At 58.6% G+C, this 15368-nt stretch carries 13 protein-coding genes; 1 reads left to right on the top strand and 12 read right to left on the bottom strand.

Annotation, left to right across the window (positions count from 1 at the left end):
- Nucleotides 1–16: 16 nt before the first annotated feature.
- From H7B67_RS08165 to H7B67_RS08140, 6 genes are all read right to left on the bottom strand, one after another.
- The gene (locus tag H7B67_RS08165) at nucleotides 17–1300 is read right to left on the bottom strand and encodes a YycH family regulatory protein (protein WP_185119316.1); all 1284 of its coding nucleotides are present in this window, start codon (nucleotides 1298–1300) and stop codon (nucleotides 17–19) included.
- Nucleotides 1297–3132 (bottom strand): cell wall metabolism sensor histidine kinase WalK, encoded by a 1836-nt coding sequence (walK, locus tag H7B67_RS08160; protein ID WP_185119315.1) that lies wholly within the window; start codon nucleotides 3130–3132, stop codon nucleotides 1297–1299. The genes H7B67_RS08165 and walK overlap by 4 nt, the downstream gene beginning before the upstream one ends.
- Entirely contained in the window at nucleotides 3129–3869 is a 741-nt protein-coding gene (gene yycF / locus H7B67_RS08155) for a response regulator YycF (protein WP_185119314.1), read from the bottom strand. The genes walK and yycF overlap by 4 nt, the downstream gene beginning before the upstream one ends.
- Before the next feature lie 184 nt (nucleotides 3870–4053).
- A complete protein-coding gene (locus tag H7B67_RS08150; protein ID WP_185119313.1) occupies nucleotides 4054–5595 on the bottom strand; it encodes a M23 family metallopeptidase in 1542 nt (513 codons plus the stop codon).
- A 189-nt stretch (nucleotides 5596–5784) separates the two neighbouring features.
- A complete protein-coding gene (locus tag H7B67_RS08145) occupies nucleotides 5785–6546 on the bottom strand; it encodes a hypothetical protein (RefSeq protein ID WP_185119312.1) in 762 nt (253 codons plus the stop codon).
- A gap of 144 nt (nucleotides 6547–6690) precedes the next feature.
- Entirely contained in the window at nucleotides 6691–8055 is a 1365-nt protein-coding gene (locus H7B67_RS08140; protein WP_185119311.1) for an MFS transporter, read from the bottom strand.
- A 165-nt stretch (nucleotides 8056–8220) separates the two neighbouring features.
- Between H7B67_RS08140 and H7B67_RS08135 the strand changes: the two genes are divergently transcribed.
- Nucleotides 8221–8571, top strand: coding sequence for an ArsR/SmtB family transcription factor (locus H7B67_RS08135; RefSeq protein WP_185119310.1), 351 nt, complete (start codon nucleotides 8221–8223; stop codon nucleotides 8569–8571).
- Between the two features lie 47 nt (nucleotides 8572–8618).
- Here the strand turns inward: H7B67_RS08135 and H7B67_RS08130 are convergent, their stop codons facing one another.
- From H7B67_RS08130 to H7B67_RS08105, 6 genes are all read right to left on the bottom strand, one after another.
- Nucleotides 8619–9902 (bottom strand): adenylosuccinate synthase, encoded by a 1284-nt coding sequence (locus tag H7B67_RS08130; RefSeq protein WP_185119309.1) that lies wholly within the window; start codon nucleotides 9900–9902, stop codon nucleotides 8619–8621.
- A gap of 258 nt (nucleotides 9903–10160) precedes the next feature.
- Nucleotides 10161–11522 carry a replicative DNA helicase gene (dnaB, locus tag H7B67_RS08125; protein ID WP_425353876.1) on the bottom strand — a complete coding sequence of 454 codons (1362 nt, stop codon included), beginning with the start codon at nucleotides 11520–11522 and terminating at the stop codon, nucleotides 10161–10163.
- Between the two features lie 4 nt (nucleotides 11523–11526).
- Complete coding sequence (rplI, locus tag H7B67_RS08120) at nucleotides 11527–11970, bottom strand: 50S ribosomal protein L9 (protein ID WP_185119308.1); 444 nt, start codon at nucleotides 11968–11970, stop codon at nucleotides 11527–11529.
- Nucleotides 11967–13937, bottom strand: coding sequence for a DHH family phosphoesterase (locus H7B67_RS08115; RefSeq protein WP_185119307.1), 1971 nt, complete (start codon nucleotides 13935–13937; stop codon nucleotides 11967–11969). Before H7B67_RS08115 ends, rplI begins: the two co-directional genes overlap by 4 nt.
- 148 nt (nucleotides 13938–14085) lie before the next feature.
- Nucleotides 14086–14997, bottom strand: coding sequence for a DUF2232 domain-containing protein (locus H7B67_RS08110; RefSeq protein WP_185119306.1), 912 nt, complete (start codon nucleotides 14995–14997; stop codon nucleotides 14086–14088).
- Nucleotides 14998–15003: 6 nt separating this feature from the next.
- The gene (locus H7B67_RS08105; protein WP_185119305.1) at nucleotides 15004–15306 is read right to left on the bottom strand and encodes a MazG-like family protein; all 303 of its coding nucleotides are present in this window, start codon (nucleotides 15304–15306) and stop codon (nucleotides 15004–15006) included.
- Between the last annotated feature and the right edge of the window lie 62 nt (nucleotides 15307–15368).

Here is a 15368-nt window from a genome sequence, read left to right as displayed (position 1 = left end):
TTTCGCGCTTGTTCGATCAATCGACCGTTCGGACTTCCCCGCTCGCGAGCCGGATCGCCCAAGCTGGCTGCAGCAGCATCGAATCCTCTTCCAGCTTGGGCCGATAGGCCGGGAAGATCGACTCCACGGTCTCGCCTCCCGATACCTCCCGGATCCGAGCCAGCAGGTCGCTGCCCGCCGGAAGCTTCTGCATCGCTCCTTTGACCTCTTTGCCGCTATTCAAGACGAACATGGAACGCTCGTATGAAGAGACCAATCCCCGCTGAATCGTAAGCTGCATATAACCGAACCGGAAATTCTCGCCCGAGATAATCGGCAGACCGGCATAATATTGCTGGAACTTGATGACGCTGTCGTTCGCCGGCCCCTCGGAACGAACGAGGCGGTGCGTTTGGCCCCATCCGCCGTGCAGATTGACGAACGATACCGCGGACTCGATGTTGTCGGTCAGGCTGTTCTGGATATCGGTCGGTGCGACAATATCGGTATAGGAGAGCCAGCCGACTCCCGTCTCCAGCTTCAGTCCGCGCTTCCAGTCCGTATAGATCTGGGTGCCGTCCTGCTGATCCTGAACTATGTTGGTCGTGCTCGGATCGGAGAACAGGTTGCGCTGGAGCTGGTCGGACGTATAGGCGGTATACGGCACCCTTCGAATGTCGAAGCTCTTGGCCTGCTCCGGCACGTAGACCCCTCCGTCCCAATATTTGAACGGGGTCCAGTATTGGCCGAAGCCCGTATACTGCTGAATGTCCTGCACGGTGAGATCCGCGCGAAGCGACTCATAGACGTTCTGGCCGTCCGAGCTGAAGAAGAACGTGCGGACCTCTTCGCGATCCTGCCGGGCGAAGATCCAGATCCGGTTGACCATATCCCCGGAGAAGAGAAAATCCGCGTCGACCTTGAATACCCGCTGCAGCAGCTCGAACGGAACCGCCCTTCCGAAGCGCACCTCGATGCCGAGGTCGTTCTGGCGAACCTGCTCCCAGTTGATCTTGTCGATCGAATCCCGCTGGAAGCCCTTGAACTCCCGTACTTGAAGCTTATCCAGCACCATATTGTAGAACGTATCGTTCGGGTAGAACACCGTGTGCTTGTCGTTGCCCATATGCAGCACCAGCTGTTCCGGGTACAGAAGGTTCTCCACCTTCTCCTGCGCCCCGAGCGGATCGGCGTTGACGTAATTTTGCTCCGTCTTCACGTTCGCTTCCATGCTGGGCATGCTGTAGGCCAGGAAGTAGCTCTGCACCAGGCTGATGACGACAAGCGAAGCCAGAACGACCGACTTGAGCTTCTCGATCATGGGTGCTCACTTCCTTCCTGCGTCAACGGCAAGGTTGCGGTGACCGTCGTGCCGACGTTCAGCTCCGATTCGATCGAGATCGATCCCCCGTGGGCGCGAACGATTTCCCGGGCAATCGAGAGGCCGAGACCGGTGCCGCCCATACTGCGGGAACGAGCCTTGTCGACGCGATAGAACCGGTCGAAGATATGGGCGAGATCCTTCTTCGGAATGCCGATGCCGGTATCCTTCACCGAGATCGACAGCTGCCCGGCGTCGTTCAAGCGGGAAGACAGGATAATCGATCCCCCGTCGAGCGTGTACTTGATGGCGTTTGACATCAGATTGTCGAGCACCTGGTCGATGCCGTCTCGATCGATCCATGCCTTCTGCAGACCCGGTTCCACCTGCACGCGTACCGTGATCGCCTTCTGCCTGAGCTGTAGAGAGAAGCGGTCGACGACGTCCTCCGTCATCTCCGCGAGATCGGTCATCTGGCGCCGAAGCTGGGCTTGGCGGGAATCGAACCGGGACAGATGGAGCAGATCGGTCACGAGGCGGATCATCCGCTCGGTCTCGCTTCGAATGACGCCGACGAACCGTTCCGCGAGCGGCGGCTCCTCCATGGCGCCGTCGTCCAGCGCCTCGGCGTAGCTCTTGATCGTGGTCAGCGGCGTGCGCAGCTCGTGCGAGACGTTCGCCACGAACTCGCGGCGCGTCTGCTCCAGCTTCTCCGATTCGGTCACGTCGTGAAGCACGGCGATGGAGCCGACGACTCCCTTGTCCCGGCGCCTGATCGGCGTTAGCGTCAACCGGAACACGAGGTGCTCCTCGTCTTCGGAAAGCTGCCGATGGATGAGCAGCGCCGTTTCCCGGCCGTTCAACGCTTCGGAGATCGGAGCCTTATCGATGTCGAGGCACTCGGAAGCGGTGCGGCCCTCGATGTCCTCGATGCTGAGCATCGTCCGGGCCCGCCGGTTCGCCACGATGACGCGGCCGATCTCGTCCGTCGCCAGCACCCCGTCGCTCATGTTGGACAGAATCGAGCTCAGCTTCTCCTTCTCTTCCTCGTTAACGGAGAGCGCCTCGCTCAGCCGGTCCGTCATCTCGTTGAAGGCGGTGCTGAGCTGGCCGATCTCGTCCTTCCCGAGAACCGGCACCCGCTCCTCGAAGCGCCCTTCCGCGACGGCCGTCGCCTGGCGGGTCAACGCCTTGATCGGCTGCGTGATCGTGCCGGCGATGAGAATCCCGAGCAGCGCCGTCAGACCTAGCGCCAGCAGCATCCCGGTCACGAAGATCTGATTCACCCGCTCAACCGTCTGATAAAGTTCGCTCATCGACGCGACGATATAGACCGCGCCGACGACCTTATCCTTTTTGTCGTTCATGACCGGCTTCACGACGATCTTCTTCCGGATGTTGTCCGTATCGATGATCTCTTCGGTATTGTCATTGATTCCTTGCAGGGCGCGGCTCACCAGAAGCGAGGTGTTCTTCCTGCCCACGTAGGACTGGTGCTCCGCCAGCGAGGTTGCCAGCACCCTTCCGCTCGCATCGAGAACCTGGGCCTCCGCTCCGTTTATGTTGAACAGGTTGCCCACCAGCCGGCCTAGCTCGGACTCTCCCCCGTCCTCCGTCGTCCCCGTCTCATCCTGATTGTCGATTGCCGATCCGGCCAGGAGGGTAAGCATCTGGGCTTGAGTGTTCAAATTGTTCGTGAAAGACTCGATAAGCGAGTTCTTCATCGTGCTGATAAAATAAACCCCAATCAGCTGCAGAGCGATCAGGATCAGGAGAAGCACCATGATGATGAGCTTGGCTTGAATCGTGCGGAACGGACGGAGCAGCTTCATCCACCGAATCCGCCCGTTGCCATCTTAGGATTGCGCATCAGATACCCTAGCCCTCGCCGCGTCAGAATGATCTCCGGACGGCTCGGGTCATCCTCGAGCTTCTCGCGCAGGCGGCGAATCGTCACGTCCACCGTGCGAACGTCGCCGAAATACTCGAAGCCCCAAACCGCTTGCAGCAGATGCTCCCGGGTCATGACCTTGCCGCTGTTGCGCGCAAGGTAATGCACCAGCTCGAACTCGCGATGCGTCAGATCGAGCGGCTGCCCGTTCTTGTACACGACATACATGTCGGTGTCGATGAACAGGTTAAACAGCTTCAGCCCCTGGCGCTCGCTCTCGCCGGTGGAGTCCCCTTCGCTCTTGGCGTCCAGCTTGCGCTGGCGGCGCAGATGCGCCTTCACCCGCGCGAGCAGCTCCCGCGTGCCGAACGGCTTCGTCACGTAATCGTCCGCGCCGAGCTCCAGCCCGAGCACCTTGTCCAGCTCGGTATCCTTCGCCGTCAGCATGATGATCGGCGTCGACAGCTTGCCGCGCACCTCGCGGCAGACGTCCATGCCGTCCTTCACCGGCAGCATCAGGTCGAGCAGGATGAGGTCGGGATCGATCTCGAACGCGAGCCGAACGGCCTCTTCGCCGTCGAACGCGCAGACGACCTCATAGCCTTCCTTCTCCAAGTTAAACTTCAGAATATCCGCGATCGGACGTTCGTCGTCCACCACTAATATTTTCCCAGGCATATCGTCAAGCCTCCCGTACCTTGGAAGCATTCTCTATCCCTTCTATTCTAACATAATAGACAGGCCTCGCGAAGTTTGGGGCGCAACGCTTTCTCTGGGTAATCGAGCCATTATGCAAAGAACCACCGGAGACATGGCTCCGATGGTTCTCGTCGTTATCTCTAAAGGCTGTATGAACAGGATCTTATAAATAGCTGGTCGGGTTCTTCAGGTCTCCGTTCAGATAAACTTCAAAGTGAAGGTGAGTGCCGGTCGAATGTCCGGTGTTGCCCATGATGCCGATCTTGTCTCCCTTGGAGACGACTTGACCCTTTTTCACGGAGATGCTCTTCAGGTGACCGTATAACGTCTTGAAGCCGTTGTTATGATCGATAATGATGGCATTGCCGTACCCGTTCTTCTCTCCGGCGAATTCGATCGTTCCGTTGTCGGCCGCCATGATCGTCTTGCCGCCGACCATGTCGATGCCCTTGTGCAGGCTGCCCCATCTCGAACCCATGTAGCTCGTAATGCGGGCTCCCGTTACCGGCCAAGCGAATGTACCCGTCCCTTCGCTCGGAATGACCTTCGTTCCCTTCAGAATGATGGTTGATACCGCTGCCTTAATCACTTTGGAGGACACTTGCTCCTCTTCGATCGCGGCGCCGTTGCGCTTGGTCAACCGGTAGGTGACCTCCCGCTGGCCTTCGGCTCCCACTTGAAGCGTCTTCTGCTGGCCCATCTTGATGTCGTCGCTCTTGCGAATCTCCACCGGCGGGTCGATCACTTCGATCTCCGTCACCGTCTCCTCGGATTGCACGTTTAGAACCGGATTATTCTGGGTAATATCGAGTACGTCCCCGACGTCGATCCGGTCGTTCACGATCCAAGGATTCTTCGCTTTGAGGAACGCGACCGTCAGGCCGGTCTTCTCGGCGATGCAGCCGAGGCAGTCTCCTTGCTGCACGGTGTACGTCTTCTTCTCCGGATCGCCCGTGGTCAGCGTCTTGTAAAGCGCGTCGACGTCGTCCAGCTCGCTCAGCTCGATCTCCGCCGGAACCGTCGTCACTTCCTCTTCGAAGTCGATGGATTCTACCACTCTGGTAGAGGAAGCTGCCGTTGCCGAGTAGGAAAGCGCCTGCACCTTGCTCTTGGCATCCGCCTTGGCGCCGGCCGGAATGAATTTGTCTTTGACCCGCTGAAGCAGCGCGTCCGCTTCTTCCTGGTTCTTCACGGTTCCGATCTCTTTGCCGTCGACGACCAGCTTCACGCCGACCGGATGGGCCGTTAGTCCTTCCTTCAAGGCAGCCAGAGTGCTCTCGTCGTCGGGAAGTTTATTGTAAGCACTTACATCCTCGTAGGCGACCTGGTCTTCATCCAACGCATATTGGATATCCGTCGCTTCCTTGGACAATTGCTCTTGCTTGGCGGCGATGACGTTATCGACCAAGGCCTTATCGCTGATCTCGCCGATCACTTGTCCGTTGAGCATAACCTTATAGTAGGAATTCGTGTTGGCTTCTACATAATGATTCGTTCCGATAAACACTCCCACGATGGCGAGAATTCCGACGCCCGTCGCGAGAAGCGGCGCTTTATGGTGTGCGAATAAGTGCTGCGTTGCAGGGTTCGTCTTCTTAGCGAGATGCTTGGTACCGTTCGCGCTTGTAGACCGGATTCTTCGCAGGCCTTGCCGCATGGCGGACATGGCTTCGCGAACTCGGTCCGTTCCCTTGAATACGGCCATGAGTTTCTCCTTTATGGACGAAAATTACGGTAAACTTTTCCGTTTATTTGTAAACCTGTTTTAAACTTTAGCACAACTTTCCCGGGACTATCAATAAATCGATTATGAAGATTATCTCATTTAATAGGCAAAAGGCCCCGGTTTTCCGGGGCCTTCGTGTCGAATTGTGTTGCGATTAGGCGCATTCTGCTAGGGTTCGACGGACGCCGGCTCTCCCTGAATAATGGCCATCATCTGCTCGTATTCTCGCTCGTCGAGCGAGCTTTTGAGGAGCTCCTGAAGCTTGGTTTGCTCCTGCTCGTCGACTCCTCCCTCCAGATAGGAAGACAACTGCTGCAATTGGTCGGAATTCAGCTTGGTCACGACGATCGAGTAGAGCCGCTGCCGGTCCTCCGCGGTCAGGGCCGATCCCAAGCTGCCTCCGGATTCGTTCCCGAACACCGGAATCGCTTCTCCCGCGCCCCCTTCGTTCTCCTCGCCCGGAAGCTCTCCGCCCGTTTCTTCGTCCGTTCCCGCGTCCGTTTCCGCACCCGTTCCCGCATCGCCGGAAGGCTCAGAAAAAGGAGAATCGACGACCGGCGACCCGGAGGCGTCCGGCTCGGGAGAATTCGTCGACGCTTCGGCTCCCCCCGGGTCCTGAGACCCCTCGCTTCCCGCTCCTTCCGCATCTCCCTCGACTTCCGCACCTCCCGCGCCATCCGATACCGAGCCCGACGCTGGAGACGACGACGGAGACTCGGCCGCCTCTTCCTTCGGCGGATCGTCCGCTCCCCACAGCGTTCCCCATATTCCCGATAAAGCGAAAGGCTGAACCTCCAGCGGAATATCCAACTGCTTGATCACCGTCTGTAAATAACTGTTCACGATATAACCGGTCGTCCAGATGCACAAGAAGCTGAGCAAGATAGCGCTGGCCGCGAGCTTCGCCGCCCAGCCGATCCATTTCCACATCCGAGTTGCCCTCCTGCCGCTATGATTTCATAGGTTTAGTATGGGCAAATCTACCGGCTATCATTCTTCCAAGGGGAAAATGGCCAGGCGAATCGGCGTCCGGACGCAATAGGAAGGTCTCGATAGATAGGAACTCGGCTTCTATCAGCGGCGGCCGGACTTTCTCAGGTAGAGCGAGGAGCCTCCTACCGCGAGCAATGCGATAACGGCCAATCCCCAATAGATATTGGAGTACGCGACGCTCTCCTCCATCCCCTTCTGCCAGGACAGCGCGCTCGCGGTCATCGCGACGCCGAACGCGCCGCTGATGAACTGGAGCAGTTGGAACAGTCCGAGACCCGAGCCGATTCTGGACGCCGGGAGGAGCCGGGAGATCTCGTTCGAGATGCTGCTCGTTAGGAAGGTGAAGCCGACGCTCAGAATCATATAGATAAAAATGATGGCGACATACGAAGTGTGGGAGAACAGCGCGAATAAAATCATCGAGACGAATACCGCCGGAGGAACGTACCGGATGATCCCGCGATTGCCGCTGCCGTCGATGATCCGGCCGACGACGCGGGAGACGATCATCGCGAGAACCGATCCAGGGAAAATAACGAGGCCCGCGGAAACCGCGCTTAATCCGAACAGATGGGAGAGCATCTGCGGCATGAGGTACAGCGTGGCGAAGCTGCAAATATAGGCTCCGATGCCGACCGCTCCGACAATCAGATAGCTTCGGTCGCGGAACAGCGCCGGCTGAACGAAGGGATCCTTCGCCCGCCGAATGCGGAGGGCGAACAGGGCGACGCCGGCCAAGCCTAACGCCAACGCCAGGAAGGATCGGTTCGTGAGCGCGAACAGAAGGCCCGTCGTCCCGATGGCGACATACGCCGCTCCCCACGCGTCGAAGCTGGCCGGCTTCGGGCGCTCCTTCGGCACGACGGCCGCGAACAGCGGAACAAGCAGCAGCGCGATAGCCGTGACGACGAACAGGTAATGCCATCCGAGATATTCGACGATCGCGCCTCCCGCCACCGGACCGAGACCGAGGGCCAGCGACGTCGCCGACATGACGAGCGCGGTCGCTTTCCCTTGGCGTTCCTGCGGGATGTAACGGCTGATCAAGACGAGGGATAAGGCCGGGGCGGCTCCCGCTCCGGTCGCCTGCACGAGCCGAACGATCAACAGCATGATGAAGCTGCCGCTGAACAGGCCGACGACGGCCGCCGCTCCGATGGAGGTCAGCCCGATCACGAGCAGCCTGCGGATCGGAACCGAGTCCGACAGCCGGCTGTAGGTGATGGAGGAGATGGCGAACACGATCGAATAGCCGGTCACGATCCACGAGGTCGCGGAGGCCGACAATCCGTATTCCGCCGACACGGATGGAAGGGCCAGGTTGAACATCGTCGTATTCATGATGACGAGAATCATAGCTAAGCCGAGCAACGAGATAAGCAGACCTTCCCGAACCCGCGTCTCTTCAAGGCTTCCTATTGTTGCCGAGCTTGCTTCGGTTGTCATACGGATCACCACTTATTCTAAAGTTTGATTACTATCGAACAATAGAAATATAGCATCCGTTGTGGTAAAATGCAATTAGGAATTCCGCAAACGGCTCCCGCGAGAGCCTTACCTATTCTTTGAACCGTCAAAAAGGCGTGTAATTTAACAAGGAGATGCATCGATATGAAGCTGCTGTACCATCCGGATCGCGAGGAGATCCATCTCAGCTCGGTTCTGTACGCCCTGAGCGATCCCGTGCGCCTTCTGATCGTCAGCGAGCTGAGCCGGATCGGCGAGAGCGCCTGCGGCGACATCGGCCTTCCCGTCGTGAAGTCGACCGTCACCCACCATACGCGCACTTTGCGGGAGGCCGGAATCATTCGGACTCGCGCGCAAGGCACCCAGCGGTTCCTGTCGATCCGCCGGGACGACCTCGAGTACAGGTTCCCCGGGCTTCTGACTTCGATACTGGAAGCGTTTGATTCTTCCGAGGAGGCCGCCAAGCTGCGGGAGGCTGCTCGAAACGAGGAATAACGAAAGGCCAGCCGTTCGGTCGACGGCTGGCCTTCTTCATTATCTTATTAGTAGATCGCGGACACTTGGTTCGTCTGCTCGCGGTTGCGGCCGACGGAGAAGATCGCGATCGGAATGCCGGTCAGCTCGGAGACGCGCTCGACGTAGCGGCGGGTGTTCTCCGGCAGGTCTTCCAGCGTTCTCGCGTTCGAGATGTCCTCGCTCCAGCCCGGCAGCTCTTCGTAAACCGCTTCGCATTCGGCCAGAATCTTGAGGTTGGCCGGGTAGTGGTTGATGATCTCGCCGCGGTAGCGGTACGAGGTGCAGATCTTCACCTTCTCGAGACCGCTCAGGACGTCCAGGGAGTTGAGCGACAAGCCCGTGATGCCGCTGACGCGGCGGGCATGGCGGACGACGACCGTGTCGAACCAGCCGACGCGGCGAGGGCGGCCCGTTACGGTGCCGTATTCGTGGCCCTTGTCGCGGATCCATTGGCCCAGGTCGTCATGCAGCTCGGTCGGGAACGGACCGTCGCCGACGCGGGTCGTATACGCCTTCGCGACGCCGATGACTTGGCGAATCTTCGAAGGGCCGACTCCGGAACCGATGCAGACGCCGCCCGCGGACGGGTTCGAGCTCGTCACGAACGGATACGTTCCTTGGTCGATATCCAGCATGACGCCTTGGGCGCCTTCGAACAGAACCTTCTTGCCTTCGTCGATCGCATCGTTCAGCACGACCGAGGTATCCGTCACGTAAGGACGCAGCTTCTCGGCCAGCTCCAGGTAACCGGAGACGATCTCGTCCGCGTTCAGCGGCTCTCCGCCGTACATCTGCGTAATGACATTGTTCTTCTCCGCGATAAGAACGCGGGCCTTCGCTTCGAATTCTTCCGCCACCATCAGGTCGGCGATCCGAATTCCGTTGCGAGCGGCTTTATCCATATAGCAAGGGCCGATGCCCTTGCGGGTCGTTCCGATCTTGTTGTCGGCTTTGCGGTCTTCCTCCAGCGCGTCGAGCACGAGATGATAAGGCATGATGACGTGCGCGCGGTCGCTGATTCGCAGGTTGTCGACCGAGAAGCCGTTATCGATAATATATTGAATTTCTTCCACCAGGGCTCCCGGATTGATAACCATTCCGTTGCCGATGACGCAGACCTTGTTCTCGTTGAAGATACCGGACGGAATCATGGTGAGCTTGTATTTCTTGTTCTGAATGAGAATCGTATGACCTGCATTGTTGCCGCCTTGATAACGAGCGACGACATCCGCTTTCTCCGCCAGGAAGTCCGTAATCTTGCCCTTGCCTTCGTCTCCCCACTGCGTTCCTACGACAACTACTGTAGACAAAGCAATCCCTCCACCCGGCTGATTCGCTCAAACCGGCATGATGATGCCTCCCCCAAGCGGACGCTCCCCGAATCCTTGTTGCCGGAGACAACGCACGCGAACGCATCGGCAACGAGGATCTCGTTCCGATGCACGGCCATATGGCCGCAAGGCGGCATGATTAGTGTAGCAAGTGACCGAAGCGAAGTCAACTTAAAGGCGAACAATTCTAATAAGGCCTATATAATCGTTCGGAAATATTCCTTAATGAAAACGGGATTATGCGCTTTCCTCATGAGTTCGGTCCAGACTGACGAACTTGTTGAAGCTCTTGAGGAAGACGAGCTCGACCGTGCCTACCGGACCGTTCCGTTGTTTGGCGATAATGATCTCGATAATATTCTTTTTCTCCGTATCTTGATTATAATAATCATCCCGATACAAGAAGGCGACGATATCGGCGTCCTGCTCGATCGAGCCGGATTCCCGAAGGTCGGACATCATCGGCCGCTTATCCTGGCGCTGCTCGACGCCCCGCGACAGCTGGGACAGCGCGATAACCGGAACTTCCAGCTCTCTGGCGATCTGCTTGAGCGTACGCGAGATTTCGGAGACCTCCTGCTGCCGGTTCTCGCCGGGCTTGCCGCGCCCTTGGATGAGCTGCAGGTAATCGATCAGGATCATCCCGAGCCCCTTCTCCTTCTTCAGGCGGCGGCACTTGGCGCGAATATCGGCAACGGTGATGCCGGGCGTGTCGTCGATGAACACTTGAGCCTCGGAGAGAGCTCCGATGGCCATCGTCAGCTTCTCCCAGTCGTCCCCTTCCAGATATCCCGTCCGCATGCGGCCAGCGTCAACGTTCGATTCGGCGCACACCATACGCTGAACCAGCTGGGCGGCGGACATCTCGAGACTGAAGATGGCGACGGTCTCGTTCGCCCGCACCGCCACGTTCTGCGCGATGTTCAGGGCGAACGCCGTCTTCCCTACCGACGGACGCGCGGCGACGATGATGAGGTCGCTTCGCTGGAAGCCGGCCGTCATCTTGTCCAGATCCCGGAAGCCGGAAGGAATGCCGGTCGTGCCGCCCTTGTGGTTATAGAGAAACTCGACCCGGTCGAACACTTCCATGAGCACGTCGCGAATGCTGATGAAGCCCGAGGACGACTTGCGGTTCGAGATCTCCATGATTCTCTGCTCGGCATCGTTGATCAGCGTGCCTATCTCGTCCTCGCCCGCGTATCCGTTGGATACGATCTGGGTCGCGGTGCGGATCAAGCGGCGCAGGAGCGACTTCTCTTCGACGATCTGAGCGTAGTATTCGACGTTCGCGGCCGTCGGAACGGCATGGGCCAGCTTGGCGAGATACGTGACCCCGCCGACCTCCTCCAGCTGTCCGCGGTCCTGCAGCTTCGCCGTGAGCGTGATCAAGTCCAGGGGCTCGTTATCGTCGTTCAGATCGAGCATGACCTCGAAGATCCGCTGATGGGCGACGCTATAGAAGTCTTCGACCCGGAGCCGCTCCATCGACGTGATCAAAGCCTCGGTCTCCAGCAGGATGGCGCCCAGCACCGCCTGCTCCGCCTCGAGATTCTGCGGCGGAACCCTATCGAACAGGACCGTTTCCCCAGTCATTTCCATGCCCTTACTCCTCCACGACTTGCACGTTTAGCGTGCCCTTCACTTCGGGATACAATTTAAGCGGCACCTTCGTGACGCCGAGCGTGCGAATCGGATCGCTCAGCTCGATCTTCCGCTTGTCGATGACGATCTTCTGGCTCTCGAGAGCTTCCGCGATCTGCTTGCTCGTAATGGCGCCGAACAGACGGCCGCCTTCGCCCGCTTTGGCCTTGATGACGACCGTCATCCCGGACAGCTTCTCGGCGAGAGCCTTCGCTTCCGCCTTCTCGCGCTCCTTCTGCTTCTGAGCCGACGCGTTGATCTGATCCAGCGTCTTCTTAGCGCCTTCCGTCGCGATCTGCACGTAACCCTTCGGGAGAAGGAAGTTGCGCGCGTAGCCCTCGGACACTTCCTTCACTTCGCCTTTCTTGCCTTGACCCTTCACATCCTGGAGAAAAATAACCTTCATTCCAGTATCCCCTCTTTTCCCTCGAATTCTTTAAGAACTTGCTTGAGCGTGGCCGCCACTTCCTGAACCGTCTTGCCCTGCATCTGGCAGGCGGCGTTGGACAGATGCCCTCCTCCGCCGAGACGTTCCATGACGACCTGCACGTTGATCTGCCCGAGCGAGCGGGCGCTGATCCCGACCTGCCCGTCGGGACGCATTCCGATGACGAAGGACGCTTTGATTCCCGTCATGTTCAGCAGCGTGTCGGCCGCCTGGGCGATGAGCAGCTGCGGAATCGGCTTGCCGGTGTCGGCCACCGCGATGGCGATATGCTCGCGATACATCTCCGCGTGCTGGATAATCTCCGCCTTCTTGATGTACTCCTCCAGATCCTCCTTCAGCATTCGCTGGATGAGAATCGGATCCGCTCCGTTGCGGCGGAGGAAGGAAGCGGCCTCGAACGTGCGGGAGCCCGTGCGAAGCGCGAAATTCTTCGTGTCGACCGTGATGCCGGCGAGCAGCGCGGTCGCTTCGCGCAGGTCGAGCACCACCCGTTCGTGGATGTACTGCAGCAGCTCGGTGACCAGCTCGCACGTGGACGAAGCGTACGGCTCCATATACACGAGCACGGCATCGTCGATGAACTCCTCGCTCCGCCGGTGGTGATCGACCAGCACGATGCGGTCCGTCAGCTGCAGCAGCCTCGGCTCCGCGACCATCGAAGCCCGGTGGGTATCCACGACGACGGCCAGCGACCGCTTGCTCGTCATGCCCAGCGCCTGCTCCGGACTGATGAAGCGTCGGTACAGCTTCTCGTCCTCGCGAAGCATATCCATCATTTTCTGAATGGCCGGATTGATTCCCTCGAGCACGATGAACGCTTCCTTGCCGAACTGCTGGGCGGCCTTCACCACCCCGATGGCGGCGCCGATCGCGTCCATGTCGGGCATCTTGTGCCCCATGACGATGATGTTCTCGCTCTCTTTCATTAGATCGCGCAGCGCATGGGAGATGACCCGCGCCCTTACTCTCGTGCGCTTCTCGACCGCGTTGCTCTTGCCGCCGTAGAAGCTTTGGCGCTGGCCGAACTTCACGACGGCCTGATCCCCTCCGCGGCCCAGCGCGATATCGAGACTGCCTTGGGACAGCTGCCCAAGCTCGACCACGGAGTCGCTGCCGGAAGCGAAGCCGATCGAGAGAGTTAGCGGAAGCTTCAGGTTCATCGTCAGCTCCCGCACCTCGTCCAGCAGCTCGAAGCGCGATTGCTCCAGCTGCTTCAGCGCCAATTGGTTCGTCACGACCATATACTTGTCCGATGACAATCTCCGCAGGAACAAGCCGTATTTGTTGGCCCATTCCGTAATTTCGCCGGCTACCTTGGACAGCATGATCGCGCGCTGCTGCTCATCCATCCCTTGCGCGACTTCTTCCAGGTTATCCAGCATGACGATTCCCAGCGCCAGCTTCTCGTCCTCGTACTTCTTCGCGAGAGTCCAGTGCTCGGTGACGTCTTTTACATACAGCATGCGCTCTTGCTGCCGAAAGAGCAACTCGTAAATCCTTCCGTTCAGCGTCGTCTCCAGCTTGCTCGCGTCTTTCTCCTTCGCGGGAACGGTAACGCCGGGGAAAAGCTCGGCCAGAGAAACCCCGATAACGGTGGAGCGTCCGATCAGCGCGGAGATGTAGGAATTATGCCATTGAACTTCTTTATCCTCGTTGTACACGATAATGCCGAAGGGCAGCGTGCCGATGACATCGTTCGCGACCCCTTTGATTCGATGGGAAAGAGTGAGTACGTAATCGTTCAGGTCTTTGCGGAAAGCCCGCTCGGCCAGTATCGAATAGACGCCGATGGCGCCTCCCAGCAATAGACCGATCAGACCCAGCACCCATTCGTACCAAGCGAGGGCAACGGTCAGCAGCAACACCAGCACCATTGCCCATACGATATGCATGCCATGCCAACGCTGAACGAGAAACTTAGGCATGATAAAGCTCCGCTCCCTTGTTCGGACCGTCCCGAATCCTTCCCGGGACGGTCCCAATGTATGTCCATGCCGCACTTATGCCTCCGGGACCCTGTCGCTGGCGGCGATCGGCCGTCCGCCTGGCGGGCATCGGCCCGCTAGACGGGAGCTAGCCTTTCTTTTCGAAGTTCTTGCGAATAGGGAACGCCGTGTCGAGGAGTCCGATCAGGTAGAACGGCGGGAAGATAAGCAGCGGGATCGCGATGATGACGGGTACGGCTTTGTTCCAATTCTTCGCGTCGGCCAGAAAGAAGAAGAAAGCGATCGCTTGGATCGTAAAAGCGAACTTCAGGAGCGGCACGGCATTGGCCGTCACCGTGCTCCAGAATCCCGTGCTCTCCGGCGAGATCGTGTAACTAAGCACCAAAGCTATCAGGTAGTAGAAAACCAAGCTGCGCGGCAGCATCCAGTTCTTCATGGCGGTCATTCCCGGGATCACGATCCCCATGAGCGCAAGCCCCCGCCTAGCGAGGACATGGGTGACGACGGCCATCATGAAGGAAGTCAGAAGCAGCAGAACCGGCAGCATCTTCGTGATGGCGTCCCCGAGAGTGACGGACGTCTCCGCCGCCCAATCGGCCGGCATCAGCGTATCCGTCTGAAGCTGCTTCAGGGATTCTTCGATTAGCGAAGCAAGCTCCGAAGATAAATTCAGATCGTACTGCACGGAGAAAATCGCAAGCTCGACCAGCAGCTGCACGAGAAGGACGACCATGGCGACGGTGACGACGGTTCTCGCCGGCATTCGCCTCTTGTACAGATGGCCCATGACCGCCGCGGGAATCAGGAAGAACAATCCGAACACCAACGAAGCAAGGGAATACGACCCCATCAAGGCGAAAGCGGCAATCCCGATGCACGCGACGTGGGCAACGAACGAAAGCGGCTTCAGCATGGTGTACAGGATAACCAATGGCGCCATAAGCAGGAATAACGTAATCACGATGAGAGAGGTAGGGATGCTCAGCAGCACGAGAAGTGCCACCGCGCTCCACGCCACGGACTTCCAGCCAATCTTCAAACAGAGTCACCTCTTGCGGATATGTTCTTCTAATGCGGACAGATCGCGATAGAGATCTTCCAACTGATGTCCTTCTTGCTTGAGCTTAGCCAGCTTATCCGCCAAGGCCGCATCCAGATCCCGGTAGGAGATCCCGAGGCGCCTGCCCAGAATGTAGCCGGACGCGATTAAGCCTGCCAAGCTATCGGTGATGCGGGCTCCGCTTCCGTCCCACATCGCCTTGAACAATCTTGCAACCTGATCGACTACTTCCGTCTTCAGCCACTCGATCAGCCTTGCCCGAGTGGCGACATCTGTTTCGCGTTCCATCGCTTGAACTCATCCTCTCCAAGCTAAGCTTCGCGGTGTCTGCCCAGAAAGCTGCAATCTTC

This window comes from Cohnella thailandensis (assembly GCF_014212135.1).
GTDB lineage: Bacteria > Bacillota > Bacilli > Paenibacillales > Paenibacillaceae > Cohnella > Cohnella thailandensis.
The sequence above is the reverse complement of the archived record's forward strand: the minus strand, read 5'-3'. Positions and strand labels throughout refer to the sequence as shown.